This is a genomic window from Streptomyces sp. Edi4 (assembly GCF_040253615.1).
Taxonomy (GTDB): Bacteria; Actinomycetota; Actinomycetes; order Streptomycetales; family Streptomycetaceae; genus Streptomyces.
The window spans coordinates 5,398,372-5,423,010 of sequence record NZ_JBEJGY010000004.1; the positions used below are offsets into that span (position 1 = coordinate 5,398,372).

Below are 24,639 nucleotides of genomic sequence, written 5' to 3' on the forward strand. Positions count from 1 at the left end.
GCACCCGCGGTACGGATCGGGCTGCACCCCGAGACGTACCGCCAAATGTGGCAGAAGCTGATGTGGGTCGGCATCTGGCTCGCGTTCATGACCGCGCCGGTCAAAGACCTGCTCGACGGCCACCACACCACCGTGCCCACCGTGCTCGGCTGGCTCGGCCTCGGCGGCTTCGTCACCGTCTACCTGACCCTGGTGCTGCGGCACACCGCCCGGCCCCTGGCCACCACCGCCGGCCACATTCTCCTCGGCTTCCTCGCGGCCCTGGCCCTCACGCTCTCGCTGACCCTCGGCGGTCCGTGGCTCGTGCTCTTCGTGTACGTGTCCGTCTCGTGCGGGGCGACACTGCCGCTGGCCCTCGCGACCTGGGCCATCCTCGCGGCGACGGCCTCGATGACCGTGATCGGGGTCCGTGTCGACCACGTCAGCGGTGTCGTGCCGAGCCTGGTCGTCCCGACGCTGCTCGGCGGCTTCGCGATGACGGGCGTACGCCATCTCATCCGTACCTCGGTCGAGCTGCGCGAGGCCCGCGCCACCGTCGCCCAACTCGCCGCGAACGAGGAGCGGTTGAGGATGGCGCGCGATCTGCACGACCTGCTCGGCCACTCCCTTTCGCTCATCACGCTGAAGAGCGAGCTTGCCGGGCGGATGCTGCCGGGGGATCCCGGGCAGGCCGCGCGGCAGGTGGCCGACATCGAGCAGGTGAGCCGCCAGGCCCTCACGGACGTACGGGCCGCCGTGGCCGGATACCGCAGGGTCACGCTCCCCGCCGAGCTGGCCGGCGCCCGCACCGTCCTGAACGCGGCGGGCATCCAGGCGGACGTACCGACCGACGCGCCCCAGGGGCTGCCGGCCGCCGAGGAGGAGGTGCTTGCCTGGGTCCTGCGCGAGGCGGCCACCAACGTCGTACGCCACAGCGGCGCCCGGCACTGCGCGATCACGCTCACCGAAGTGCAGAACCTGGACGGCCGGTTCCTGGAGCTGCGGGTCCGGGACGACGGCCCCGGCGGGTCCCCTTCCGGGCCGCCGGTCGCGGGCAACGGCCTGACCGGCCTCAAGGAGCGTCTGGAGAAGGTGTCCGGGGCCCTGGAGATCGAGGCGGGCCGCAAGGGCTTCACACTCACCGCGCGGATCCCGCTGATTCCGGAGCCGTCCGCGCTCCCTCTAGGATCCGGTTCATGATCCGACTTCTCCTGGCGGAAGACCAGTCCATGGTCCGCGAGGCCCTTGCCGCGCTGCTCGGCCTTGAGCCCGACATGGAGGTGGTGGCGCAGGCCGCGCGGGGGGACGAGGTCCTGGCGGCGGCCCGCGCCCACGCGGTGGACGTCGCGCTGCTCGACATCGAGATGCCGGGCCTGACCGGCATCGAGGCGGCGGCCGCGCTGCGCCGCGAACTGCCCGCCGTGAGGATCGTGATCCTGACCACCTTCGGGCGCCCCGGCTATCTGCGCAGCGCCATGGAGTCGGGCGCGGACGCGTTCCTGGTCAAGGACGCGCCCGCGGCCCAACTTGCCGCCGCCGTCCGCACGGTGCTCGCGGGGGAGCGGGTCATCGACCCCACGCTCGCGGCGGCCGCGCTGGCGGAGGGCGCCAACCCGCTGACCGACCGCGAGCGCGATGTGCTGCGCGCCGCCCAGGACGGCGCGACCAACGCCGAACTGGCCGCGTCCCTGTGCCTCTCGCAGGGCACGGTCCGCAACTACCTCTCCATGGCCATCCAGAAGCTCGCGGCCCGCAACCGGGCGGAGGCCGTGCGCATCGCCCGCGAGAAGGGCTGGCTGTAGCGGGGAGGCGTCGGTGCGCGTCGGTGCGTCAAAGGCGAGCCGTCGGCGGACGCCCGGCGGGCGCGGCGGGACTCAGCAGCTCACCAGGAGCAGGGTGAAGGCCGAACAGACGTGGACCGCCGCGTTGTTGCCCGGGTCGGGATCGGCGGGGGCGATGTCGACCAGGGCGGCCGTGACCGGCAGATTGCCGCTCATCGTCAGCAGGCCGGCGCGCAGCGTCAGCTTCTTGCCGACCGTGGCGCCCGAGGGGATCGCGCCGAGCGCGCAGACCGCCGTGCGATTGGTCCGGTCGACCGCGCAGCCCGGCGCGGACGGCGCCGTGAACCCGGCCGGATAGCTGAACCACACATGCGCCGCCGTGACGTCGGCCGGGCCGGCGTTGGTGACGTGCGCGGTGAACGTGACCGCGTTGATGGCGAGCCCCTGCGGCGAGACCGCGAGGGTCACGGCGAGGTCGGACCGCGCGGGGTCGGCGGCGGCGGGCGCGGCGAGACCGACGGCGGCGAGGAGCGGCAGGAGCAGGGCGGGGGCCAACCGGGCGGCTATGGGTCTGAGGCGTGACATGGGAACTCCCGAGGTCGCGTCGGAGTGAGCGGGACACAGCGGCGCCCGCCCCAACAGGCCGTACGGCACCGGGGGTTGAGGCAGCGTCAACAGATTGTGACCGCTGCCCGCCGATCCGGTGGGGTTTTCCGGGCGCGGGCGGGGATTGGCCGGATGTGGTCACGCGGGGCGGGGCGCGCCGCTCAGCGTTCGGGACGCCCGGTCCCCGGGCCGAGGACGACACCCCGCCCGGCGTAGAACCGCTCCAGGTCACCCCATCCGACGGAGACGAACTCCTGGGACCGGCCCTTGAACCCGGAAGGGTTGTGGAAGACCAGGGCGTCCTCGTCGGCCCCCACGGCGAGGACCAGATGGCCGCCCCGGCGTTCGGGAGCGGGGCCGAGCCCGCGGATCGAGGGGTGGACGGAGAGCAGCGCCAGATGACCGGCCTCGATCAGCCGGCGCAGCTCGGCGAGCGGCAGATGCGGACGGGCCACCGCCTTCAGGCCCCAGCGCTCCTCGGCGTACGACGCGAACGGGGCGTAGATCAGGCCGTCGAGGCCGTCCTCGCGGCGCACGTACGCCCCCGCCGCCAGGCACTCCCGGGCGAGCTCCATCGCGGTGGGCGCCGAGCCCCGCCAGTACTCCAGGGCCATCCGCAGACACGCCACCCCGCACAGCCGCCAGGACCACCACGCGTACTCCCCGGGGCTCTCGGCGCCGTAGGCCCGCCACAGTGGGTCTTCGGCCGCGTCGAGTGAGCCCTCGACGATCGCCTCCACCAGTTCGGGCGAGGCCCATTGGGCGTGGTAGGGGACGGGGTGGACGGTCGCGGGCGTGCTGCGGGCGGTCGCGGGCGTGCCGCGGTGCGGGCTGCGGGCGGTCATGATCACGAGCCTAGGCGGCCCGGTGGCCGGTCTCCGGGGCGGATTCAGTTCAACCTCGCCCGCGCCGCCCGCGCCCGGCGCCGTACCGTCTCCGCGGTGGCCGGTTCGACCGGTTCGAGCACGTCCGCGTAGTCGTCGAGCGCGGCGGCCCCGGACAGGAAGTCGCCGCGCTGGACCAGGATCTCGGCGCGCTCGTAGCGCAGGCGGGCCGGGTGCGCGGGCAGCAGCAGCGCGAGCTCCACGGCCCACAGGGCCACGTCGCTGCGTTCGGGGCGGGCCGAGGCCCAGGCGCGGATGTTGTTCAGGACGCGCGCGACGATGTCCAGCGGCTCGGCCGGACTCAGCATCGTCTCCTCCAGCGGCGCTCCCGTGGCACCGGCCACCAGGAGCTCCGCGTCCGAGGGGGCGAGCAGCCGGCCCCCGTCGAACGGATCGGCCAGGACGCGGTGTTCCGGCGCCCCGAAACCCACGACGAAGTGGCCGGGCAGCGCCACGCCGTACACCGGCGCGCCGGCCCTTCGCGCCACCTCGATCCACACCACCGAGAGCAGGATCGGCAGGCCTCGGCGGCGCCTCAGCACCTCGTGCAGCAGGGACGACTCCAGGCGCTCGTAGTCGTGCGCGCGGCCACGGAATCCGTGGTCGCCGCCCAGAAGCTGGGCCAGCGCGAGGGCCCAGGGGCGGGCGCCGGTCAGGCCGAAGGGGAGCAGGCCGGCGAGGCGGTCGAGCTCGATGTGCGCGGCGTCGATGCCGCGCTGGCCGAGCGTGGGATCGGCGACCGCGCCCAGCAGCAGGCACAGCGACGCCACGTCGGGGCGCTCCGCGCGGGCCTGGTCGGCGAACTCCCGCCGCCAGTCGGTGACTTCCGGTTCCATATCGGCCTCGTACCCGCTCAGCGCGACCGGAAGTGGTGGTAGTGGTGGTGGGTGGCGAAACCCTGGCCCTCGTAGAGCGCGCGGGCGCCCGCGTTGTCGTGCTCCACCTGGAGCCAGGCCGCCGACGCGCCCTCCTCAAGGGCCCGGCGGGCCAGGGCGCTCATCACGGCGCTCGCCAGGCCCTGGCGGCGCCGCGCCGGGTCCACCTCGATCGCCATGAACCCCGCCCAGCGTCCGTCCACCACGCACCGCCCGATCGCGGCGGGCGTTTGGCCCTCGCCAGGGACCGAGGCGAACCACACCGAAGGCCCGGTGCCCAGGACCCTCAGGACGTGCTCGCCCGGCTCCGGCGACCGCTGGTAGCCGCTCAGCCACGCCTGGTCGGCGGTGCGGGCCAGGCGTACCCGGGAGACGTCCGCATCCAGGTCGCCGATCGGCGCGAGCGCCGCGATCTTCACCTCGGCGCTCACCTCGCGCTCCCAGCCCGCCCGTTCGAGCTCGGCGCCCAGCTCCTCCTGGGTGCCGGCGGCGCCCGTCGCGGTCTGGACGTAGGCGGGCAGCCCCCGGGCGGCGTACCAGGCGGTGACGCGCGCCAGGGCGTCCGGCAGGGGCAGGCCGGGATCGCCCAGGGGGAGCGCCGAGTTGGCCCGGCGGGTGAAACCACCGGCCGCGCGCAGCGTCCACTCGCCCAGGCGCTCGCTCTCCACCGGCTGCCATGCGCGCGCAAGGACCGGCGCGAGCTCCGCGAAGGAGGCGGCCGGGCCGCGACGGCGGGCGGGGGCCGCGGGGACCACCTTGCCCGCGACGAGCGCGGACTCCTCGATCCGCACCGTCTCACCATTCTTTCGTGTGATCGACAACACACCTTCGTCCCATGCGGTGAGAACGCCGACGGTGTCGATGAACAAGGAGCCTGGAGTTCCGCTGGAGCCCAGGCGCCGGACTGATACGCGTTTGCCCGTATCGGCCGCCGTAATCCGGACCTCAAGCCGTCCGCCGGTGGTGAATTCCACAGCTCTCTCCGCCCCTCCTGTTCGGATCGTGCCCCGAACCGGAGATACTAGGTGCGGGCATCGACGACGCCGCGCTCCCGCGCGCCACGTGGACGGAGCCGCAGATCGGCCCGCCGCGCCCTATCGAGGAGGAACGACAGCGTGACCTACGTCATCGCGCAGCCTTGTGTCGACGTCAAGGACAAGGCGTGTATCGAAGAGTGCCCGGTCGACTGCATCTACGAGGGCTCCCGGTCCTTGTACATCCACCCGGATGAGTGCGTCGACTGCGGCGCCTGCGAGCCGGTGTGCCCGGTCGAGGCGATCTTCTACGAGGACGACACCCCGGACGAGTGGAAGGACTACTACAAGGCGAACGTGGAGTTCTTCGACGAGCTCGGCTCGCCCGGTGGCGCCTCCAAGCTCGGCCTGATCGAGCGGGACCACCCCTTCATCGCAGCGCTGCCGGCGGACATCAACGCGGAGCACTGACCCAGGCGGTCCATCCAGCCCCGTACGGCCACCACGCCGTACGGGGCCGCGGTGTTTTCCCGGTGGCTCGCACAGCACCGTACGTACGAGAAAGTGAGCACTTCCGTGAGCGCAGTCTCCTCACGCCTTCCCGTCTTCCCCTGGGACAAGCTGGAGCCGTACAAGGCGACGGCGGCGGCCCACCCGGACGGCATCGTGGACCTGTCCGTGGGCACGCCCGTGGACCCGGTCCCCGAGCTCGTGCGGCGGGCGCTGAGCGAGGCGGCCGACTCGCCGGGCTATCCCACGGTGTGGGGCACGCCCGCGATGCGTGAGGCGATCAAGGGGTGGCTGGAGAAGCGGCTGGGCGCGCGCTCCGTCGAGCACACCAACATTCTGCCGGTGGTCGGCTCCAAGGAGCTGGTCGCCTGGCTGCCGACGCAGCTCGGTCTCGGCGCCGGCGACCGGGTCGCCTACCCGCGCCTTGCCTACCCGACGTACGAGGTCGGCGCCCGGCTGTGCGGCGCGGAGCCCGTGGTCTACGACGACCCCACGGATCTGGACCCCACCGGCCTGAAGCTGCTCTGGCTCAACTCGCCGTCCAACCCGACCGGCCGGGTGCTGGCCAAGGACGAGCTGGTGCGCATCGTGGCCTGGGCCCGCGAGCACGGGGTGCTCGTCTTCTCCGACGAGTGCTACGTGGAGCTGGGCTGGGAGGCCGAGCCCGTCTCGGTGCTGCACCCGGACGTGTGCGGCGACGGGTTCGAGGGCGTCGTGGCCGTCCACTCGCTGTCCAAGCGCTCCAACCTGGCGGGCTACCGCGCGGCCTTCATCGCCGGCGACGCGGACGTGCTCGGCGAACTGCTCCAGATCCGCAAGCACGGCGGCATGATGACCGCCGCGCCCGTGCAGGCGGCCACCGTCGCGGCCCTGGGTGACGACACCCACGTACAGGAACAGCGCGCCCGGTACGCGGCGCGGCGTGCGGCGCTGCGCGAGGCGCTTGAGGGCCACGGTTTCCGCATCGAGCACAGCGAGGCGAGCCTGTACCTGTGGGCGACCCGCGACGAGGGCTGCTGGGAGACGGTCAAGCACCTGGCTGAGCTCGGCATCCTCGTGGCGCCCGGCGACTTCTACGGCCCGGCGGGCGAGCGGTTCGTGCGGGTCGCCTTCACCGCGACCGACGAGCGCGTCGAGGCGGCCGTGAAGCGTCTGGCGCGGTAGGCGGCCGGCCGCCGGAAGGCACCGCGGCCAGGCAGGGACCAGGCAGGGCGGGCACGCGCGGCGGGCACGCACGAGGGGCCCGGGAAGTGCGAACTCCCCGGGCCCCTCGGCATCACCCGCGCCCCGGTCAGCCGAGCGGCAGGCTCTTCAGGGGGAGCTGGCCGGTGTTCGGCAGGCCCTGGGTGGGCAGGGCGCCGGTCGGCAGGCCGCCCTGGGTGGCGGTCTTGGCGGTCGAGCCGAGCAGGTCGCCCGCGCTGCTTGCCGCGTCACCGGCCGCCTTCTGCGCGGCCGGGGTCGCCACCTTGCCCGTCTGCCCGACCGTCCTGCCCGCCGTCGGTACGGCCTTCTTGACGGCGTCGGCTCCGGTGTTGCCTGCCATGCCGGTGGCCTTCTGGGTCACGCCGTCGACGGCGTTGCTGACCGAGCTGGGGTCCATCTGGGTCAGGCCGCCCAGGTTCGGCGCGGCCTGGGGGAGTTCCACGGCGCTTGCGGAGCCGGCCGCACCGACCACCGGCGCTGCGCCTGCCGCGATGAGCAGCGCGGCGCGGGCGATCCGACGGGTCAGGGGGAGGGACATGATGCTCCTTCAGACGGGTTGGAAATGTGTCGCTGTCCGGCGTTCGGACACAGTGACAACCGCCGTGGGGGCAGGAGAGGTTGCGGTGGGCCGGGGTAAAGAGTTCTTAATGCGTCGCATTATCTACTCCGGATGAAACGGGCAAATGACTCGGGGTCGAAATCCCTGATGGTGCGTCAGATGCCTTGTTTCTCAAGGGGATTGACGATTCCTCGGGTCGGCGTCCGGACGCGGGTGCGAAACACCGGAGTGGACGACACGCCGTCCCCCGGCCGGGTGCCCTGGGGAACAGGCGTCCGGGTCAGGTGGCGAGGGTGATGCGCACCTCTTGCGCGCCCGCGTCCGTCCCTGTGCCCGCGCCCGCGTCCGTGCCCCCCACGCCCGCCGCGCTCGCGCCCGGATCCGGCGCGGCGTCCCGGCGGGCGGCGGTCCAACCCCTGTCCGAGCCGTCCGCGCTCCAGGTGCGGCCCGCGTAGGAGACCCGCGCGATGTGCAGCGCCTCGGCCCGCGCCACCGCCCAGTGCGCCAGCTCCCAGCCGTGCCGCGCCCGGCCGGCGCCGGACGCGGCCGCGCCGTCGGTGGCCCGCACGGGCACGACGACGTCCCCGGCCCTCTCCCCGGGCTGCCGCGCGGGCGGCGCGATGGCGTCGCCGAACGCCTTCGTCAGCTCCTCGCGCACCCGCGCGGGATCACCCGGCTCGGCGTTCTTGCCCACCGCGCAGGTCAGCGCGGCGGACTCGCGGCCGGTCAGCGCCGACATCAAAACCGTCGCGTCCGGCTCGTGCTTGGCGTACGCCTGCGGGAAGCCGCTGCGCTGGACGTCCTGGGCGGCCACCGTCAGCGGCAGCCGCGAGTAGCCCGGGATCTCGGCCAGGTGCTCGTAGAACTTCCCGGCCGCGTACACCGGGTCCATGATCTGCTCGGCGGTGCCCCAGCCCATCGAGGGCCGCTGCTGGAACAGGCCGAGGGAGTCGCGGTCGCCATGGTCGAGGTTGCGAAGCCCCGACTCCTGGAGCGCGGTGGCCAGCGCGATCGTGACCGCCCGCTCCGGCATCCCGTGCGCGGTGCCGACCGCCGTGATCGTCGCCGCGTTGCCCGCCTGCTCGGGGCTCAGCCCGAACGTGCCCTGCCCCTGGCCCGTGCCCGCCACGCATTGGGGAGCGGAGCCCCCGCTCACGTACTGCACCACCACATAGCCCACGAGGGCGAGCAGCACGGCGAAAGCCGCTCCCAGGCGCAGGAGGCGGCCGCGTCGGGAGGGGCGCGGGAGGTCGATGGGCTCTGACACGGGGCCCACCGTACTGGAGCGCGAAGCCAGCCCCCGCGATCGAGTCGGGGGATCGAGTTCGGCTCCCGCGATCGCGTTAGGGTCGGGCGCATGGCCGACACCACGCTGGATCTCACCGCCGACGCCCCCACGCTCACCGCGCGCCTTGTCGACTTCGCCTCCGTGAGCGGCGAGGAGCGGCCGCTGGCGGACGCCATCGAGCACGAGCTGCGCAAGCTGGCGCACCTCACCGTGGACCGGTACGGCAACAACATCGTGGCGCGCACGCACCTGGACCGGGCCGAACGGATCATCCTGGCCGGGCACATCGACACCGTGCCGATCGCCGACAACGTCCCCTCCCGGCTCGACGAGAACGGCATCCTGTGGGGCTGCGGGACCAGCGACATGAAGTCGGGCGTGGCGGTGCAGCTGCGCATCGCGCAGACGGTGACCGCGCCCAACCGCGACCTGACCTTCGTGTTCTACGACAACGAGGAGGTCGCCGCCCACCTCAACGGCCTCGGCAGGATCGCCGAGGCCCACCCCGAGTGGCTGGCCGGCGACTTCGCGGTGCTCCTCGAACCCTCCGACACCGAGGTCGAGGGCGGCTGCCAGGGCACGCTGCGGGTGCTGCTGAAGACCAGCGGCGAGCGGGCCCACTCGGCGCGCGGCTGGATGGGGTCCAACGCCATCCACACGGCCGCCCCCATCCTCGCGAAGCTGGCCGCCTACGAGCCGCGCCGGCCCGTGATCGACGGGCTCGAGTACCGCGAAGGCCTCAACGCCGTGGGCATCGAGGGCGGCGTCGCGGGCAATGTGATCCCGGACGCGTGCACGGTCGTCGTCAACTACCGGTACGCGCCCGACCTCACCGGCGAGCAGGCTCTGGCCCATGTCCGCGAGGTCTTCGCCGACTGCGACATCGCCGAATTCGTCGTCGACGACCACTCGGGCGCCGCGCTGCCCGGGCTCTCGCACCCGGCCGCGGCCGCGTTCATGGCGGCGGTGGGCGGCACCGCGCGGCCCAAGTTCGGCTGGACCGACGTCTCGCGCTTCGGTGAACTCGGTGTCCCCGCCGTCAACTACGGGCCCGGCGACGCGCTGTTGGCCCACAAGCGCGACGAGCACGTCGCCGTCGAGCGGATCACCCGGTGCGAGCAGCGGCTGCGGGCCTGGCTCACGGACTGAACCCGCCGGACGGAACGCGGCGTTCAGGGCTCCGCCAGGGGCGTGGCCTGCCGGAATTCCGCCATTCGTAACGTTGGCCGACCTACCCTGGCTGGGCACGCGCAACATCGTCAGCGGAGGGAGCACGGCATGGCCAACCCCGAGGGAGCGTCGTTTCCGGCGGAGCAGCGTCTTGAACAGCGGCTCGGACCGGTACTGCGCCGCCGCGACCAGGTGCAGGCCGGCACCACCAACCAGCGCCTTCTGGACACCGAGGGCGACTCGCAGTGGGTGCACACCGACCCATGGCGGGTCATGCGCATCCAGTCGGAGTTCGTCGAGGGCTTCGGCGCGCTCGCCGAACTGCCCAGCGCCATCAGCGTGTTCGGCTCGGCCCGCACGCCAGCCGGCTCACCGGAGTACGAGGCGGGCGTGCGGATCGGGCGCGCGCTGGTCGACGCGGGATTCGCCGTGATCACCGGCGGCGGCCCCGGCGCGATGGAGGCCGCGAACAGGGGCGCGCGCGAGGGCAACGGCGTCTCCGTGGGGCTCGGCATCGAGCTCCCCTTCGAACAGGGGCTCAACCCGCACGTCGACATCGGGATCAACTTCCGCTACTTCTTCGTCCGCAAGACCATGTTCGTCAAGTACGCGCAGGGCTTCGTGGTGCTGCCGGGCGGACTCGGCACCCTGGACGAGCTGTTCGAGGCGCTGACCCTGGTCCAGACCCGGAAGGTCACCCGCTTCCCGATCGTGCTGTTCGGCACGGCGTACTGGGGCGGGCTCGTGGACTGGCTGCGCGACACGGTGATCGCCCAGGGCAAGGCGTCCGAGGGCGATCTGCTGCTCTTCCACGTCACCGACGACGTGGACGAGGCCGTCACCCTGGTGACCAAGGAGACGGGTCACTAGGGGGTGTCTGGTGGACCATGGCCGGGGGTCCGCTCACGCCAGCCCCCGGCGGGCCACCGCGGGCGCCCGGTGGCCCGCGATCGAGGCCACCATGTCCAGGACCTGGCGGGTCTCGGCCACCTCGTGGACGCGGTAGACCCGGGCGCCGAGCCACGCCGACACCGCCGTCGTCGCGAGCGTACCGATCACCCGTTCCTTCACCGGCCGGTCAAGGGTCTCGCCCACGAAGTCCTTGTTGGACAGCGAGACCAGGACCGGCCATCCGGTGTCGGCCATCTCCTGGAGGCGCCGCGTGGCCTCCAGGCTGTGCCGGGTGTTCTTGCCGAAGTCGTGCCCGGGGTCGATCATGATCCCGTCCGGGCGCACCCCCAGGTCCAGGGCGCGCTCCGCGAGGCCCACGGTGACCCGCAGGATGTCCGCCATCACGTCGTCGTAGGCGGTCCGGTGCGGCCGGGTACGCGGCTGCACGCCGCCCGCGTGGGTGCACACGAGCCCCGCGCCGTAGCGCGCCGCGACCTCGGCCAGCTTCGGATCGACGCCGCCCCAGGCGTCGTTGAGGACGTCGGCCCCCGCGTCGCAGACCGCCTCACCGACCTCGTGGCGCCAGGTGTCCACGCTGATGACGACGTCGGGGAACCGCTTGCGCACCTCGGCGACGAACCCGACCGTGCGCCGCGCCTCCTCCTCTGCGGTGACCTCGTCGCCGGGGCCCGCCTTCACGCCGCCGATGTCGATGATGGCCGCGCCCTCCGCGACCGCCTGCTCGACGCGGGCCAGCGCGGGCTCGTCCTGGAAGGTCGCGCCCTGGTCGTAGAAGGAGTCGGGGGTCCGGTTCACGATCGCCATGATCACCGGTTCGTACGCGGTGAATTCGCGCCGGCCAAGCCGCAGCGTGCCGCGGTCCGTTGCGCTGTGCATCCCCTGTGTCCTTTGCTGTGGTCCGGGCCGTTGTCCGCCTGCGACCCTAACTGTCAGTGCCGCATGGCACGATCGGACCCGACAGTTTCCGGCGTCGGGAAGAGGCTCGCTCGTGTTCTGGTTCTTGCTGGTCGCGATGGTCGTCGTGGTCGCCGCGGTGACCCTCGCCGTGGTGGGCGGGGGTGAGGACGCGGAGGTGCTGCCGGACGCCGAGCCCGAGCACCTGGCCGACCCGCTGCCGGAGCACCGCCCCGTGACCCGGGCCGACGTGGAGGCGCTGCGCATCCCGGTGGCGGTGCGCGGCTACCGCATGGCAGACGTGGACGACGTGCTGAGCAGGCTGGGCGCGGAGCTCGCCGAGCGGGACGCGCGGATCACCGAGCTGCGGTCCGCCGCGCTCACGAAGCGGCCGGAGCCAGGCGCCGGGCGGGAACCGGTGGGCGGTGGCCCCGGCCCCGCCGTCGCGGGCCCGGCCGATGAGGAGACCCAGCGATGAGCGAGGCCGCCCCGGGTCCCGACGGCAGGTTGCGCTGCCCCTGGGGGCTCTCCGCCGAGGACTATCTGACGTACCACGACACCGAGTGGGGCCGCCCGGTGCGCGGCGACGACGCGTTGTATGAACGGCTCTGCCTGGAAGCTTTCCAGTCGGGCCTGTCCTGGATCACGATTCTGCGCCGCAGAGAGGGCTTCCGGAAGGCGTTCGCCGGGTTCGAGATCGCGGCGGTGGCAGAGTTCACCGAGGCCGACAAGGAGCGCCTGATGGCGGACGCGGGCATCATCCGCAACCGCCTCAAGATCGAGGCCACCATCGCCAACGCGCGGACGCTCGCCACGTGGTCGCCCGGCGAACTCGACGGCCTCATCTGGTCCTACGCGCCCGACCCGGCGACCCGCCCGGCCCCGCGCACGCGCCTGGACGTGCCGGCCGTCACCGACGAGTCGACGGCCCTGTCCAAGGCCCTCAAGAAGCGCGGCGTGCGCTTCATCGGCCCGACCACGGCGTACGCCCTGATGCAGGCGTGCGGCCTGGTCGACGACCACCTCGTGGACTGCGTGGCACGGGGCGGTGCCTGAGACACCGCCCCGCCCGAGGCGCGCGGGCTCAGCGACCCACGTAGCGCGGCTTCTCCTTGGCGAGGAAGGCGGCCACCGCGATGGCGTGGTCCTCGGAGGCTCCCGCCCTCGTCTGGAGCTCGTCCTCCTTCTCCAGCGCCTCGGCGAGCGTGTGGCCCGCGCCGTACGCGAGCGAGGCCTTCAGCGCGCCGTACGCCACCGTCGGGCCCTCGGCCAGTGTCCGCGCCACCGCGAGCGCGGCCCCGGCCAGCTCACCGGCCGGTACGACCTTGTTGACCAGGCCGATCTCGTACGCCTCCTGGGCGGAGATCGAGCGCGGGAACAGCAGCAGGTCGGCCGCGCGGGACTGGCCGATCAGGCGCGGCAGCGTCCATGAGACGCCCGAGTCGGCGGTCAGGGCCACCCCCGCGAAGGAGGTGTTGAACGCGGCGGTGTCGGCGACCACCCGGTAGTCCGCCGCCAGCGCGAATCCGAGTCCCGCGCCCGCCGCCACCCCGTTGACGCCGGCCACCACGGGCTTGGGCATCTCGGTGAGCGCCTTCAGGATCGGGTTGTAGTGCTCGCGCACGGTGCTCATGGTCTGCCCGGTGCCCGCCTCGCGGTCCGCCGCCAGCGAAGCGACGTGCTCCTTGAGGTCCTGGCCGACGCAGAACGCCCGCCCGGCCGCGGTGAGCAGCACGGCGCGCACCGCCGCGTCGGCGGCCGCGGCCCGGACCGCCTCACGCAGGGCGGTCTTCGCCTCCGTGTTCATGGCGTTCATGGCCTCGGGCCGATTGATCGTGATGGTCGCGAGCCCGTCGCTCACCTCGTAGAGCACGGTGTCGGCCATGGTGGGGTCCCCTCCGTCGCGGATGTTTCTCGGTCGTCGTGTCCGCTCAGCATGGCGGAGATCACCTGCGGTGGGCATGTGACCTGCGTCTAACAATCAGGGCGCCCCGGGGATCGGACGGCGGCGAAGTATCGCAGGCGGATCGCCGAATTGAGTGGTTTTGATAGAGCGCGTTGCTCAAGCGATGCGGACCGATGTTGGTCATCGGGTCCTGGGATGCGGGATAATGACCTGGAAGCAATGTGTTCGATGCCGTGACGCGTGCCCAATCCCGGGGGCCGTCGGCTGACGATGAGCTGGTTTCAGGAAGGGGAACGAGCATGGCGGCCATGAAGCCGCGGACGGGCGACGGCCCGCTCGAGGTGACCAAGGAGGGGCGGGGCATTGTCATGCGCGTTCCGCTCGAAGGCGGCGGTCGGCTTGTCGTCGAGCTGACTCCGGACGAGGCCGATGCCCTCGGCGATGCCCTGAAGAAGGTCGTCGGCTGAGCTAGCGGGTCCGACGCAGATTCTCACCGCCCCGGCTCGGCGTGTACGACAACCGTGCACGCCGTGCCGGGGCGGTGTTGTATCCCGGGGCCGCGCCCGGCGCGGGCCGGGCGGTGATGTCACGCGGGGGCGGGTGAGTCCCGGGGTGTCTCGTGCGGGGCGGGTGAGTCCCGGGCGGGGCGGGGCGGGGCGGCCCCAGATGTCACGCGTGGGGGCGGGTGAGTCCCGGGTGTCCCGGGCGGGGCGGGTGAGCCCCGGATGTCACGCGCCGGGCGGGAGGGTGAGCCCCGGGGTGTCTCGTGCGGGGCGGGTGAGCCCCTGATGTCACGCGTGGGGTGGGGCGGGTGAGCTCCGGATGTCACGCGTGGGGGCGGGAGCGCCCCGGATGGCTCGCGCCGGGCGAGTCAGCCCCGGCGGACCGCGCAGAGCAGTCCGTCCCCGACGGGCAGCAGCGAGGCGACGAGCTCCGTGCTCTCGCGCACCGCGCGCAGCAGCTCCCGCAGCCGCAGGACCTCGGCCGGCTGGGCCGCCGAGTCGACCGTGCGGCCGTCGGCGAAGACGCCCTCGAAGCAGACGATGCCGCCGGGCCGCAGCAGGCGCAACGATTCAGCGAGCACGTCGAGCGACTCCAGGCGGTCGCCGTCGCAGAACACCAGGTCGTACCCGCCGTCCGCGAGCCTCGGCAGCACATCGAGGGCGCGGCCCGGGATGAAGCGGGCCCGGTTGGTGGCGAAGCCGGCCGCACGGAAGGCCTGCTTGGCGAACTGCTGGCGGTCCGGCTCCGGATCGACGGTGGTCAGCACGCCGTCGGGCCGCAGCCCCTGGAGCAGATAGATGCCGGATACGCCGGTGCCGGTGCCGATCTCCGCGACCGCCTTGGCGTCCGCGGTGGCAGCGAGCAGCCGCAACGCGGCACCCGTCCCCGGGGACACCGAACGCAGGCCTGCCTCACGGGCCCGGTCGCGGGCCCAGCGCAGCGCGTCGTCCTCGGCGACAAAGGCGTCGGCGAACGCCCAGCTCGTCTGCCGGTTGGCGGTAATGGCCCTCTCCTGTCCCCTTGGTTGGCGCAACGGTGACTGTATCCGCTGGAGTCGGGAACCCGCAGATGGGACCGCGCGTTATGCAGGACAGGGAAACCGCGGGGGGAGCACATGGTCGCGATCACGGAAGAGGGGCGGAAGCCGTCCCCAAATGCACGTAAAGATTCTTATCCGGAGCTAACGGGCGAGGTGGCTATGGTAGGGGCTCCGCTGGACACCACCAGAGCCGACAGGGGAGGTGCGGCTGCGCCTGTGGATCGGGGAGGAGTGCTGCGGCGCCTTCTCAGGTCGGCGGGTGAGCCGAAATCCGTGACCAACACCGCTGACCGTTCCCGCGCTACCAGCTCCGCAACTACCGCGACGTTCGCCGACGCGGAATCCCAGGCGTGGACTCCTCCTACGTGGGAGGAGATCGTCAGCACGCACAGCGGCCGCGTCTACCGCCTCGCCTACCGCCTGACGGGCAATCAGCACGACGCCGAAGACCTCACGCAGGAGGTCTTCGTCCGCGTCTTCCGCTCGTTGTCGACGTACACGCCGGGCACCTTCGAGGGCTGGCTGCACCGCATCACCACCAACCTCTTCCTCGACATGGTCCGCCGCCGCCAGCGCATCCGCTTCGACGCGCTCGGCGACGACGCGGCGGAGCGGCTGCCCAGCCGTGAGCCCAACCCCCAACAGGCTTTCAACGACGCCCACTTCGACGCCGATGTGCAGCAGGCGCTGGACACGCTGGCGCCCGAGTTCCGCGCGGCCGTCGTGCTCTGCGACATCGAAGGTCTCTCCTACGAGGAGATCGCGGCCACTCTCGGAGTGAAGCTCGGCACCGTCCGCAGCCGGATCCACCGCGGCCGCTCGCATCTGCGCAAGGCCCTCCAGCACCGTTCGCCCGAAGCCCGCGCCGAGCAGCAGCGTGCGCTGGCGGGGGTGGCGCCGGGAGCGCTCGGGGTGGCCGGAGAGGGGATGGCGTGAGTGGTACGAGTCCCACCCCGGCGGAACAGCACCTCGGGGACCGGCTCGCGGCTCTGGTCGACGGCGAGCTGAACCACGATGCCCGCGAACGTGTCCTGTCCCACTTGGCGACCTGCGCCAAGTGCAAGGCGGAGGCCGACGCCCAGCGCAACCTGAAGAACGTCTTCGCGCAGGCGGCCCCGCCACCCCCTTCGGAGACCTTCCTGGCCCGGCTCCAGGGCCTGTCCGGCGGCCCCGTGGGAAGAGCCGGCGACCTCGATGAAGGGGACGGCTCCGGCGGGCCGTTCGGCGGCGGCCGGCCGGCCGACGCGTTCTTCGGTGGGCTCGGCGCGCTGAGTCCCGCCACGGGCGGCCCGCCGGCCCCGCGCGGGGCCGGCGCGGGCGACTTCGGCTACCTCCCGGCCCGCCCTCACGCCGGCGTCCTGCCCGACGCGCTGACGGGTGGCTTCCGCATCCACGAGGTGGGCAGATCCGAGCAGGACCGCTCGGGATCGCCGTGGCGCGGGCGCAGATTCGTGTTCGCCGCCGCGAGCGCGGTGTCCCTCGCGGCCATCGCTTTGGGCGGCACGCTCCCGCTCGGCTCGGCCACGGGCGCCCGCGCGGCGGGTGGCAGCAGTGTGGTGCCGCTGCGTTCGGGCAGCCCCGCCCCGAGCGGCGGATCCGCCGACGACCGCCGCCGAGGCGGCACCACGGCCGGCCTGCTCTCCGCGATGTCCACGATGTCCGGGGGGACCTCGGCGCCCGTCACGCCGGGTTTCAGCGGCCTGAGCGGGATGCCCACGCAGAAGGGGCCGGTCCAGCCGCTGGGCGGCACGTTCCCCGTGGCCCGGCTCAACGGCTCTTCCTTGCCGCCGTTGATACGACCGGCCGTCGCGACCCTGCCGCTCACGACGACGGACCTCTCCGGCGGCGTGCTCGCGCTGGCCCCGTCGGCCGCCCCCGCCGAGCCGGTGCGCCGCGCCGCTTCGGGGGCTCCGGGGATGCCTCTCTCCGCACGGCGCTGACCTCGCCCTGCCCTCGCCCCCGGCGACCTGGTTGAATCCGGGGGAGGGGTGCTCATGGGAGCACGCAGGCCAGTTGCGGGGAGAGCATGAACCAGCAGAAGCCCACCGGGCCGAGGCCCAAGTGGTGGAGCCGTCCGCCGGCAGGCCGACCCGAAGGCAGTGAGCCCCCGGTGACGCCCGGCCCCGCCGAACCCCCTGCGGACACCTACGACTTGGCCCCGCCGGCCCCGGCCCCGGCCCCGTCAGCGGACTCGGCCCCGGCCCCGTCGTCCGAGCCGCACCACGCGTCACCCATGGACCCCGCGCCCGCCGCCGGGCCCGAACCCACCGGGGTGGACGCGACCGACGGCACGGGCGACGACGTCCGTACCACCGAGAGCGTGCCCGCCACCACCGAGAGCGTGCCCGCCACCACCGAGAGCGTGCCCGCCACCACCGGCAGCGTGCCCGCCACCACCTCCCCCGCCCGCGGCTCAAGCTCCGGCGCTCCCGCCGAGGCATCCCCCGCCGGCCAGACCTCCGGCGCCGAGCGGCAGGGCCCCTTGCACGCGCCCGACCCCTACGGCACCCCGCCCTACGGCGGGCCCGGCCCCTGGGCACCAGCGCCGCCCGTGCAGCGTCCGGTACCGACGCCGCCCGGCGGCACCGCGCTGCCCCCGCAGCCCGCCTACGCCGCGCCCCAGCCCGCGTACGGCGTGCCCCCGCAGGCCTCCCAGGCCCAGCCCCAGCCGCCCGCCCCGCAGCTGCCGCCACCGCACCAACCACCCGCGACTCCCGCGCCCCTCCTCGCCACGGACGCGTCCTTCCTGGCCACAGAGCCCCAGTGGGCCCAGTACGACCCCTGGAGCGGGCCCGGAGCCGCGCCGGGGGCCGCCGGGGGGCCGGGGCAGCCGGGGCCCAGGAAGCGGCGGCGAGGCGCGCTGCTGGTCGGGGCGCTGCTGCTCGCGCTGGTCGCCGGTGGCATCGGCGGCGGCGTGGGGGCGTACGTGGAGCGCAACGGCGGGATCACCAGCGTGCACCTGCCGCAGGCGGGCAAGGAGCCGGGGGGCCGCGCCCCCGACAGCGTCGCCGGGATCGCCGCGAGCGCGCTGCCGAGCGTGGTCACCATCCACGTCAGCGGCGTCACCGAGTCCGGCACCGGCACCGGCTTCGTCCTGGACAACGCCGGGCACATCCTGACCAACAACCACGTCGTGCAGCCCGCTGGCACCTCGGGGAAGATCTCCGTGACGTTCAGCGGGGGCGAGAGCGCGGCCGGCACGGTGGTGGGCCGCGACACCGGGTACGACCTGGCGGTGGTCAAGGTGGACGGCGTGTCGGGGATGAAGCCCCTGCCGCTCGGCAACTCCGACAACGTGATGGTCGGCGACCCGGTCGTGGCCATCGGCGCGCCCTTCGACCTCTCCAACACGGTGACCTCGGGGATCATCAGCGCCAAGGAGCGCCCGATCACCGCCGGGGGCGAGGCCGGCGACGGCAGCGACGTCAGCTATGTGGACGCGCTCCAGACCGACGCCCCGATAAACCCGGGCAATTCCGGCGGCCCGCTCGTGGACTCCAAGGCGCGCGTCATCGGCATCAACAGCGCGATCCGGTCCGTCGGGGGCGGCAGCAAGGAGGGCGGCGGCCAGGCCGGCTCCATAGGGCTCGGGTTCGCCATTCCGGTCAACCAGGCCAAGCGCGTCGCCGAGGAGCTGATCAACACGGGCCGGGCGACGCACCCGGTGATCGGTGTCACGCTCGACATGAAGTACACCGGTGACGGCGCCCGCGTCGGCGACAAGGCGAGCGACGGCAAGCCGGCCGTCGTCCCCGGCGGACCCGGCGACAAGGCGGGCGTCGCGTCGGGGGACGTCATCACCAAGGTGGACGGTCAGCGGGTGCACAGCGCCGAGGAGTTGATAGTGAAGATCCGCGCGCACCGCCCCGGCGACCGCCTCGGCCTGACCGTGCGGCGGGACGGCAAGGAGCGGGAGCTGACGCTGACGCTCGGCTCGGCGTCATGAGCCGGGGACGCCGCCGTACGGGTCCTCCCCGCCCGATCGGCGCCGTCCCGACGCCCAAAGGCCACCCCGGAGGTACCGCGCCGACAGCTCGGCCGGGTACCGTGGAGCGGTCCGTGATGGGACGCGGAGCCGAGACCGGGCGCCGATCGGGGCACCGATCATGAGCACCGGTCGCAAGCACCAGGCACGAGCGCCGGTCGCGCGCACTGATCACGGGCACCGAGATCGCGAGCACCGAGATCACGAGCACTGAGAACACGAGCACTGAGAACACGAGGAGCAGCGGGTGTTCACTGACATAGGGCCCATGGAAGTGGTCACACTCGTGGTCCTCGCCGTGCTCATCTTCGGCCCGGACAAGCTGCCCAAGCTGATCCAGGACCTCTCGAACGTGATCCGCAAGGTGCGCTCGTTCTCCGAGAGCGCGAAGCAGGACATCAGGGCCGAGCTGGGCCCCGAGTTCAAGGACTTCGAGTTCGAGGACCTGAACCCGAAGACGTTCGTGCGCAAGCAGCTGATGGAGAACGACGACCTGGGTCTGAAGGAGATCCGCAGCAGCTTCGACCTGCGCAAGGACATGGAAGAGGTCGCGGACGCCGTGCACGGCCGGGAGACGGCACCGGCGGCCGCGAACGGCTCGGTGAACGGGTCGGGCGCCGGCCCGGACCTGGTCAAGAAGCGCGAGAAGCTGGACCCGGGCGAGCGCCCTCCGTTTGACGCCGACGCCACCTGATACACGCCAATCCCACATGGGCTTTTCCGGCAAGCCGCGATCAGGTGGCTATCCTCCATCTGTCCGGAGGCAAGGACGCCCGAGGGGGGCGGGCCGCTCCGGACGCCACTGATCTAGGAGGCGGCCGGGCAGATGGAGACGACAAGCCGGGTAGCGGGGCAGTCCGCTCAAGGGGCGCCCGATGGCACCCAGCCCCCACCGGAAGGCGTGCCGGCTTCCCGGCGTACGGTCGACGGCTATCTGCGCGCGCCCTTCCCCTGGTACGGCCTGGATGAGGCGTTCACCGGGCCGCGCTGGCTGATGCAGGTGACCGCGGCCGCCGACGGCACGGTGCAGCACGGTTCGACCGGGCACGGGGACGAGCCGTCGATACGGCCCGAGGTGACGGGCGCCGCCGACCGGGAGCGGTTCGCGGTGGTCGTGAGCATTCCGGCGAATCCCGTGCGCCGCAGTGGTGACGGCACGGGCATCCTGGAGGCCACCTCCGTCTCGTCGGCCGCCTGGCTCGCCGGGTCGGGGCTGCTGTCCTTCACCTGGCCCGCGCAGATGGACCACGTGCTGCGCGGCGACTGGCTCGACCAGCAGACCGAGACGGCCTGGGAGCTCGCCGACGACCTCGAAGGCCCCCACTGGACGACGCTCTCGCTGCCCGTGGACGGCGTGCCGACGCCGTTCCACTACCGCGAGTCCGAGTTCGGCTGGGTCCTGGCGGGTTCGGCGGGCAGCGGGGTGCACCTGGGCGCGTACGGGCGCGGTCTCAGCGCGTACGGGCTCGGGTTCTCGGTGATCGAGGACATCGCCTCGTACGCCTGACCGCCGGTGCGCGAGCACCCGCCACGCGTGCGTGAACACGTGTAAGGGGCGCCCGCCAATCGCGGGCGCCCCTTACACGTGCCGTACGCGTCCTAGAACTTGTTGCGCGGGGTGATCCCGAGCGACATGCCCGACAGGCCGCGGGCGCGGCCGCCCAGCTTGCCGGCGATGGCACGCAGCGCGGCGCCCGCCGGGGAGTCCGGGTTGGACAGGACCACGGGGCGGCCGTCGTCGCCGCCCTCGCGCAGACGGACGTCGATCGGGATGGAGCCCAGCACCGGCACGGTGGCGCCGGTCGTCCTGGTGAGGCCGTCGGCGACCTTCTGCCCGCCACCGGTGCCGAACACGTCGACCATCTCGTCGCAGTGCGGGCACGGCAGGCCCGCCATGTTCTCGACGACACCGACGATCTTCTGGTGCGTCTGCACGGCGATGGAGCCGGCCCGTTCGGCGACCTCGGCGGCGGCCTGCTGGGGGGTGGTCACGACCAGGATCTCGGCGTTCGGCACCAGTTGGGCCACCGAGATGGCGATGTCGCCGGTGCCCGGCGGCAGGTCGAGGAGCAGGACATCGAGGTCGCCCCAGTACACATCCGCGAGGAACTGCTGGAGGGCGCGGTGCAGCATCGGGCCGCGCCACACGACCGGCGCGTTGCCCGGGGTGAACATGCCGATGGAGATGACCTTCACGCCGTTCGCGGACGGCGGCATGATCATGTTCTCGACCTGGGTGGGCTTGCCGTCGACGCCCAGCATGCGGGGCACGGAGTGACCGTAGATGTCGGCGTCCACGACGCCCACCTTCAGGCCGTCCGCCGCCATCGCGGCCGCCAGGTTGACCGTCACCGAGGACTTGCCGACGCCGCCCTTGCCGGAGGCGACCGCGTAGACGCGGGTCAGTGAGCCGGGCTGGGCGAAGGGCACCTCGCGCTCGGCGGTGCCGCCGCGCAGCGCGGACGCCAGCTCCTTGCGCTGCTCGTCGCTCATCACGTCGAGCGTCACATCGACGCGGCTGACGCCCTCGACCCGCTCGACGGCCTCCGTCACGTTCTTCGTGATGGTCTCGCGCATCGGGCAGCCGGACACGGTCAGATACACCGTGACAGCGACCGCCCCATCCGTACCGATCTCCACCGATTTGACCATGCCGAGCTCAGTGATCGGTCGGTGGATCTCGGGGTCGTTCACCGTCGCCAGTGCCTCAAGCACCGCGTCTTCCGTAGCCATACGGTCGATGGTACGGCGCCTACCGCACCGTACGGAAAGCCCTGTCAGCGGTCGCCTTCGTCACGTCCGTGGGTGCGCTCGTGCGGGAATAGGTTCCTGCGCTCGTCCATCTCCTTGACCAGGTCCTGGAGTTCGGAGCGGATCCAGTCGCGGGTGGCCACCTCGCCCAGACCCATCCGCAGCGCCGCGATCTCCCGGGTCAGATACTCGGTGTCGGCGATGGACCGCTCGTTCTGCTTGCGGTCCTGCTCGTGGGTGACCCGGTCGCGGTCGTCCTGCCTGTTCTGCGCCAGCAGGATCAGCGGGGCCGCGTAGGAGGCCTGGAGGGACAGCGCGAGGGTGAGGAAGATGAACGGGTAGTTGTCGAAGCGCAGATGGCTCGGCGCGAAGATGTTCCAGGCGACCCACAGGATGATGATCAGGGTCATCCAGACGATGAAACGCCCGGTGCCGAGGAAGCGCGCGATGCGCTCGCTGAACCGCCCGAACGCCTCGGGGTCCCACTCCGGCAGCAGCCGCACACGCCCCGCGCTCGGCTGGTCGAGCCGGCTGCGGCCGCGCGGCAGGGCGCTCGCGCCGCTCGCGCGGGTGCGCTCCTCGGACCGGTCAGTGCCGCCCATCGGGCACCCCCTCCGGTCCGTGGAACTCCGTCTCGCGCCAGTCGTCCGGCAGCAGGTGGTCCAGTACGTCGTCGACGGTCACCGCGCCGAGCAGCGAGCCGCTGTCGTCGACCACGGGCGCCGCCACCATGTTGTACGCGGCGAGGAAGCTGGTCACCGAGGGCAGCGAGGCGTCCGGCGGCAGCGGCTTGAGGTCGCTGTCCACCACCGAGCTGACCAGCGTGAACGGCGGCTCGCGCAGCAGCCGCTGGAAGTGCACCATGCCCAGGTACTTGCCGGTCGGCGTCTCGTCCGGCGGCCGGCACACGTACACCTGCGCGGCGAGCGCGGGGGAGAGGTCCTGCTGGCGGACCCGGGCCAGCGCGTCGGCGACCGTGGCGTCGGGGCGCAGCACGATGGGCTCGGTCGTCATCAGACCGCCCGCCGTGCGCTCCTCGTAGGAGAGCAGCCGGCGCACATCGGCCGCGTCGTCGGGCTGCATCAGGGTCAGGAGGCGTTCCTTGTCCTCCTCGGGCAGCTCCGAGAGCAGGTCGGCGGCGTCGTCCGGGTCCATCGCCTCCAGGACGTCGGCGGCGCGCTCGTCCTTCAGCTTGCCGAGGATCTCCACCTGGTCGTCGTCGGGCAGCTCCTCCAGGACGTCGGCGAGCCGGTCGTCGTCGAGGGCGGCGGCCACCTCGGCGCGCCGCTTGGGCGAGAGGTGGTGCATGACGTTGGCCAGGTCGGCCGGGCGCAGCTGCTCGAAGGTGGCGACCAGGTTCTCGGCGCCCTGGCCGTGCTCCTCCAGGGAGAACCCCGTGACGGCGGACCACTCCACGGTCAGGGTCTCGCCCTTGCGGCGGAGCGCGCCCGCCTTGCCACGGCGTACGAAGACCTTGTCGATCTCCCAGTCGCGACGCGCCGGCAGCTGCTGGATCGCGACGTCGAGGACGGTCACCTGCTCGTCGGTCCCGACCAGGGTGACCCGGCGGTCCAGGAGCTCACCGAGGACGAGACGTTCGGTCGGGCGCTGCTCGAAGCGGCGCAGATTGACCACGCCGGTGGTGATGACCTGGCCCGACTCCACCCCGGTGACCCGCGTCATCGGCAGGAAGATGAGCCGTCGGCTCGCCACCTCGACGACGATGCCGAGCAGCCGGGGAGGCCTGCGGCCCACGCGCAGCATCGCCACCAGGTCGCGCACCCGGCCGACCTGATCGCCGTTCGGGTCGAAGACGGCGACGCCGGAGAGGTGGGAGACGAAGACCCGAGGGGCGGCTGCCGCCATGCGTGCCCCTCCTTCTGTGCCGGGAGTCCCAGGTGCCACGACGCGCTGCGGGACAAGGGCTTCAGGCTAGCGGGTGAGTGAGCGCGTCGCCCTCGCGGGTCGCCCGTCCGGCGCCCGGGCCGGCGGCGGCAACCGTGCGGGTAGGGTGCGGTCTGCCGATCCCCCACGTCCATGCGAGAGGCAGTACGCAAGGTGACCTCATCCTCCTGGTCCCCGCGGGTACGGGCCCGCCGGGCCGCCCTGTCCGTCGTGCTGTGCGCGGGGCTCGCCGCGGCGCTCACCGCGTGCGGTGGGGACCCGGACGAGGGCACCAATGGCGTCGGCAAGCTGTCCGCCCCCGAGATCGAGAACAAGGCGCGGGCGGCGGCCGACGGCGCGGGCGCGGTGCGCTTGTCGGGGACCCTGGTCAGCCAGGGCGGCTCGTACAAGATCGACATGAAGCTGAAGGGCAGCGGCGGCACGGGCACGGTCACGTCGCAGAAGAGCACGTTCGGGCTGCTGCGGGTCGGCGAGGACCTGTTCTTGAAGGCCGGCGCGGGGTTCTGGTCGCGCAGCGAGTCCGGCGGCGCGAGCGCGGCGGCGGGCAAACTCGACGACAAGTACGTCAAGGTGCCCTCCGGCGACCCCGCCTACCAGCAGCTGCGCGGGTTCACCGAGAAGTCGGCGCTGCTCAAGGGGGTGCTCGGGTTGCAGGGCACGCTGTCCAAGAAGGAGCGCTCCGAGGTCGCAGCGCTTCCCACGGTACGGATCGAGGCGGGCCGCGACGGCGAGGGCGGCACCCTCGACGTCTCCCTCAAAGGCACGCCCTACCCCCTGCGCTTCGAGCGGGCCGGCGGGGCGGGCGTCCTCGAACTGGCCGACTGGGACAAGGACTTCGCGCTGGCCGCGCCGGCGAAGGGGGACACGGTGGACTACGGCAAGCAGCTGCCGACGGCCTAGCGGGGTGCCTCCGG

27 protein-coding genes are annotated in these 24,639 nt (G+C 72.8%); 15 read left to right on the forward strand and 12 right to left on the reverse strand.

What is annotated here, in order from left to right; translation table 11 throughout:
- The first annotated feature begins 45 nt into the window (after positions 1-45).
- The gene (locus tag ABR738_RS26645; RefSeq protein WP_350234758.1) at positions 46-1,179 is read left to right on the forward strand and encodes a sensor histidine kinase; all 1,134 of its coding nucleotides are present in this window, start codon (positions 46-48) and stop codon (positions 1,177-1,179) included.
- Entirely contained in the window at positions 1,176-1,781 is a 606-nt protein-coding gene (locus ABR738_RS26650; RefSeq protein ID WP_502964148.1) for a response regulator transcription factor, read from the forward strand. The genes ABR738_RS26645 and ABR738_RS26650 overlap by 4 nt, the downstream gene beginning before the upstream one ends.
- A gap of 72 nt (positions 1,782-1,853) precedes the next feature.
- Here ABR738_RS26650 and ABR738_RS26655 read toward each other — a convergent pair whose 3' ends face one another.
- The 4 genes from ABR738_RS26655 to ABR738_RS26670 form a co-directional block, all read right to left on the reverse strand.
- Positions 1,854-2,345: a hypothetical protein gene (locus tag ABR738_RS26655; protein WP_350232483.1), complete on the reverse strand. Its 492-nt coding sequence runs from the start codon at positions 2,343-2,345 to the stop codon at positions 1,854-1,856.
- Between the two features lie 182 nt (positions 2,346-2,527).
- Entirely contained in the window at positions 2,528-3,211 is a 684-nt protein-coding gene (locus ABR738_RS26660) for a C39 family peptidase (protein ID WP_350232484.1), read from the reverse strand.
- A 44-nt stretch (positions 3,212-3,255) separates the two neighbouring features.
- Positions 3,256-4,086: a transglutaminase family protein gene (locus tag ABR738_RS26665; protein ID WP_350232485.1), complete on the reverse strand. Its 831-nt coding sequence runs from the start codon at positions 4,084-4,086 to the stop codon at positions 3,256-3,258.
- 17 nt (positions 4,087-4,103) lie between these two features.
- On the reverse strand, positions 4,104-5,099 hold the full coding sequence (locus tag ABR738_RS26670) for a GNAT family N-acetyltransferase (RefSeq protein WP_350232486.1): 996 nt from the start codon (positions 5,097-5,099) through the stop codon (positions 4,104-4,106).
- 141 nt (positions 5,100-5,240) lie between these two features.
- Here ABR738_RS26670 and fdxA point away from each other — a divergent pair, with 141 nt between their 5' ends.
- On the forward strand, positions 5,241-5,570 hold the full coding sequence (gene fdxA, locus ABR738_RS26675) for a ferredoxin (RefSeq protein WP_350232487.1): 330 nt from the start codon (positions 5,241-5,243) through the stop codon (positions 5,568-5,570).
- Between the two features lie 105 nt (positions 5,571-5,675).
- Positions 5,676-6,773 carry a succinyldiaminopimelate transaminase gene (gene dapC, locus ABR738_RS26680; protein WP_350232488.1) on the forward strand — a complete coding sequence of 366 codons (1,098 nt, stop codon included), beginning with the start codon at positions 5,676-5,678 and terminating at the stop codon, positions 6,771-6,773.
- A 127-nt stretch (positions 6,774-6,900) separates the two neighbouring features.
- On the opposite strand, the gene ABR738_RS26685 is transcribed toward dapC, so the two are convergent.
- Both ABR738_RS26685 and ABR738_RS26690 read right to left on the reverse strand, forming a co-directional pair.
- Positions 6,901-7,350 (reverse strand): ATP-binding protein, encoded by a 450-nt coding sequence (locus ABR738_RS26685; protein WP_350232489.1) that lies wholly within the window; start codon positions 7,348-7,350, stop codon positions 6,901-6,903.
- Positions 7,351-7,651: 301 nt separating this feature from the next.
- Positions 7,652-8,647: a VldE C-terminal domain-containing protein gene (locus ABR738_RS26690; RefSeq protein WP_350232490.1), complete on the reverse strand. Its 996-nt coding sequence runs from the start codon at positions 8,645-8,647 to the stop codon at positions 7,652-7,654.
- A gap of 81 nt (positions 8,648-8,728) precedes the next feature.
- On the opposite strand from ABR738_RS26690, the gene dapE reads away from it, so the two are divergent.
- Entirely contained in the window at positions 8,729-9,808 is a 1,080-nt protein-coding gene (gene dapE / locus ABR738_RS26695) for a succinyl-diaminopimelate desuccinylase (protein WP_350232491.1), read from the forward strand.
- Between the two features lie 129 nt (positions 9,809-9,937).
- Positions 9,938-10,699: an LOG family protein gene (locus tag ABR738_RS26700; protein ID WP_350232492.1), complete on the forward strand. Its 762-nt coding sequence runs from the start codon at positions 9,938-9,940 to the stop codon at positions 10,697-10,699.
- Between the two features lie 33 nt (positions 10,700-10,732).
- Here ABR738_RS26700 and folP read toward each other — a convergent pair whose 3' ends face one another.
- A complete protein-coding gene (folP, locus tag ABR738_RS26705) occupies positions 10,733-11,617 on the reverse strand; it encodes a dihydropteroate synthase (protein WP_350232493.1) in 885 nt (294 codons plus the stop codon).
- A 112-nt stretch (positions 11,618-11,729) separates the two neighbouring features.
- Here folP and ABR738_RS26710 point away from each other — a divergent pair, with 112 nt between their 5' ends.
- The gene (locus tag ABR738_RS26710) at positions 11,730-12,113 is read left to right on the forward strand and encodes a hypothetical protein (RefSeq protein ID WP_350232494.1); all 384 of its coding nucleotides are present in this window, start codon (positions 11,730-11,732) and stop codon (positions 12,111-12,113) included.
- Entirely contained in the window at positions 12,110-12,691 is a 582-nt protein-coding gene (locus ABR738_RS26715; protein ID WP_350232495.1) for a DNA-3-methyladenine glycosylase I, read from the forward strand. Before ABR738_RS26710 ends, ABR738_RS26715 begins: the two co-directional genes overlap by 4 nt.
- A gap of 28 nt (positions 12,692-12,719) precedes the next feature.
- Here the strand turns inward: ABR738_RS26715 and chcB are convergent, their stop codons facing one another.
- Complete coding sequence (gene chcB / locus ABR738_RS26720; protein WP_350232496.1) at positions 12,720-13,520, reverse strand: 2-cyclohexenylcarbonyl CoA isomerase; 801 nt, start codon at positions 13,518-13,520, stop codon at positions 12,720-12,722.
- Positions 13,521-13,840: 320 nt separating this feature from the next.
- Between chcB and ABR738_RS26725 the strand changes: the two genes are divergently transcribed.
- Entirely contained in the window at positions 13,841-14,008 is a 168-nt protein-coding gene (locus ABR738_RS26725) for a DUF3117 domain-containing protein (RefSeq protein ID WP_003966491.1), read from the forward strand.
- Between the two features lie 404 nt (positions 14,009-14,412).
- On the opposite strand, the gene ABR738_RS26730 is transcribed toward ABR738_RS26725, so the two are convergent.
- Positions 14,413-15,078, reverse strand: a complete 666-nt coding sequence (locus ABR738_RS26730; RefSeq protein WP_350232497.1) for an O-methyltransferase — start codon at positions 15,076-15,078, stop codon at positions 14,413-14,415.
- Between the two features lie 165 nt (positions 15,079-15,243).
- On the opposite strand from ABR738_RS26730, the gene sigE reads away from it, so the two are divergent.
- The 5 genes from sigE (at position 15,244) to ABR738_RS26755 (ending at position 20,576) form a co-directional block, all read left to right on the forward strand.
- Positions 15,244-16,020, forward strand: a complete 777-nt coding sequence (sigE, locus tag ABR738_RS26735) for an RNA polymerase sigma factor SigE (protein WP_350232498.1) — start codon at positions 15,244-15,246, stop codon at positions 16,018-16,020.
- Positions 16,017-17,024 (forward strand): anti-sigma factor family protein, encoded by a 1,008-nt coding sequence (locus ABR738_RS26740; RefSeq protein ID WP_350232499.1) that lies wholly within the window; start codon positions 16,017-16,019, stop codon positions 17,022-17,024. Before sigE ends, ABR738_RS26740 begins: the two co-directional genes overlap by 4 nt.
- Positions 17,025-17,317: 293 nt before the next feature.
- Positions 17,318-19,030, forward strand: a complete 1,713-nt coding sequence (locus tag ABR738_RS26745; protein ID WP_502964149.1) for a S1C family serine protease — start codon at positions 17,318-17,320, stop codon at positions 19,028-19,030.
- 286 nt (positions 19,031-19,316) lie between these two features.
- The gene (locus ABR738_RS26750; protein WP_350232501.1) at positions 19,317-19,763 is read left to right on the forward strand and encodes a sec-independent translocase; all 447 of its coding nucleotides are present in this window, start codon (positions 19,317-19,319) and stop codon (positions 19,761-19,763) included.
- A gap of 132 nt (positions 19,764-19,895) precedes the next feature.
- Positions 19,896-20,576: a hypothetical protein gene (locus ABR738_RS26755; RefSeq protein WP_350232502.1), complete on the forward strand. Its 681-nt coding sequence runs from the start codon at positions 19,896-19,898 to the stop codon at positions 20,574-20,576.
- 92 nt (positions 20,577-20,668) lie between these two features.
- Here ABR738_RS26755 and ABR738_RS26760 read toward each other — a convergent pair whose 3' ends face one another.
- Genes ABR738_RS26760 through ABR738_RS26770 form a run of 3 tightly spaced genes read right to left on the reverse strand, consistent with a single transcriptional unit; the run spans position 20,669 to position 23,686 of the window.
- Complete coding sequence (locus ABR738_RS26760; protein WP_350232503.1) at positions 20,669-21,802, reverse strand: Mrp/NBP35 family ATP-binding protein; 1,134 nt, start codon at positions 21,800-21,802, stop codon at positions 20,669-20,671.
- Between the two features lie 44 nt (positions 21,803-21,846).
- Positions 21,847-22,422 (reverse strand): DUF1003 domain-containing protein, encoded by a 576-nt coding sequence (locus ABR738_RS26765; protein WP_350232504.1) that lies wholly within the window; start codon positions 22,420-22,422, stop codon positions 21,847-21,849.
- Positions 22,409-23,686, reverse strand: coding sequence for a magnesium transporter MgtE N-terminal domain-containing protein (locus ABR738_RS26770; protein ID WP_350232505.1), 1,278 nt, complete (start codon positions 23,684-23,686; stop codon positions 22,409-22,411). The genes ABR738_RS26765 and ABR738_RS26770 overlap by 14 nt, the downstream gene beginning before the upstream one ends.
- Before the next feature lie 171 nt (positions 23,687-23,857).
- On the opposite strand from ABR738_RS26770, the gene ABR738_RS26775 reads away from it, so the two are divergent.
- Entirely contained in the window at positions 23,858-24,625 is a 768-nt protein-coding gene (locus ABR738_RS26775; RefSeq protein WP_350232506.1) for a hypothetical protein, read from the forward strand.
- Positions 24,626-24,639 lie beyond the last annotated feature (14 nt).

Excerpts from the sequence above, each read along its gene's own strand:
- ABR738_RS26645 (WP_350234758.1), top strand. The coding sequence starts at position 46 with ATGTGGCAGAAGCTGATGTGGGTCGGCATCTGGCTCGCGTTCATGACC.
- ABR738_RS26650 (WP_502964148.1), top strand. The coding sequence starts at position 1,176 with ATGATCCGACTTCTCCTGGCGGAAGACCAGTCCATGGTCCGCGAGGCC.
- ABR738_RS26655 (WP_350232483.1), bottom strand. The coding sequence starts at position 2,345 with ATGTCACGCCTCAGACCCATAGCCGCCCGGTTGGCCCCCGCCCTGCTC.
- ABR738_RS26660 (WP_350232484.1), bottom strand. The coding sequence starts at position 3,211 with ATGACCGCCCGCAGCCCGCACCGCGGCACGCCCGCGACCGCCCGCAGC.
- ABR738_RS26665 (WP_350232485.1), bottom strand. The coding sequence starts at position 4,086 with ATGGAACCGGAAGTCACCGACTGGCGGCGGGAGTTCGCCGACCAGGCC.
- ABR738_RS26685 (WP_350232489.1), bottom strand. The coding sequence starts at position 7,350 with ATGTCCCTCCCCCTGACCCGTCGGATCGCCCGCGCCGCGCTGCTCATC.
- dapE (WP_350232491.1), top strand. The coding sequence starts at position 8,729 with ATGGCCGACACCACGCTGGATCTCACCGCCGACGCCCCCACGCTCACC.
- ABR738_RS26700 (WP_350232492.1), top strand. The coding sequence starts at position 9,938 with ATGGCCAACCCCGAGGGAGCGTCGTTTCCGGCGGAGCAGCGTCTTGAA.
- folP (WP_350232493.1), bottom strand. The coding sequence starts at position 11,617 with ATGCACAGCGCAACGGACCGCGGCACGCTGCGGCTTGGCCGGCGCGAA.
- ABR738_RS26715 (WP_350232495.1), top strand. The coding sequence starts at position 12,110 with ATGAGCGAGGCCGCCCCGGGTCCCGACGGCAGGTTGCGCTGCCCCTGG.
- chcB (WP_350232496.1), bottom strand. The coding sequence starts at position 13,520 with ATGGCCGACACCGTGCTCTACGAGGTGAGCGACGGGCTCGCGACCATC.
- ABR738_RS26725 (WP_003966491.1), top strand. The coding sequence starts at position 13,841 with ATGGCGGCCATGAAGCCGCGGACGGGCGACGGCCCGCTCGAGGTGACC.
- sigE (WP_350232498.1), top strand. The coding sequence starts at position 15,244 with ATGGTAGGGGCTCCGCTGGACACCACCAGAGCCGACAGGGGAGGTGCG.
- ABR738_RS26745 (WP_502964149.1), top strand. The coding sequence starts at position 17,318 with ATGGACCCCGCGCCCGCCGCCGGGCCCGAACCCACCGGGGTGGACGCG.
- ABR738_RS26755 (WP_350232502.1), top strand. The coding sequence starts at position 19,896 with ATGGAGACGACAAGCCGGGTAGCGGGGCAGTCCGCTCAAGGGGCGCCC.
- ABR738_RS26760 (WP_350232503.1), bottom strand. The coding sequence starts at position 21,802 with ATGGCTACGGAAGACGCGGTGCTTGAGGCACTGGCGACGGTGAACGAC.
- ABR738_RS26765 (WP_350232504.1), bottom strand. The coding sequence starts at position 22,422 with ATGGGCGGCACTGACCGGTCCGAGGAGCGCACCCGCGCGAGCGGCGCG.
- ABR738_RS26770 (WP_350232505.1), bottom strand. The coding sequence starts at position 23,686 with ATGGCGGCAGCCGCCCCTCGGGTCTTCGTCTCCCACCTCTCCGGCGTC.
- ABR738_RS26775 (WP_350232506.1), top strand. The coding sequence starts at position 23,858 with ATGCGAGAGGCAGTACGCAAGGTGACCTCATCCTCCTGGTCCCCGCGG.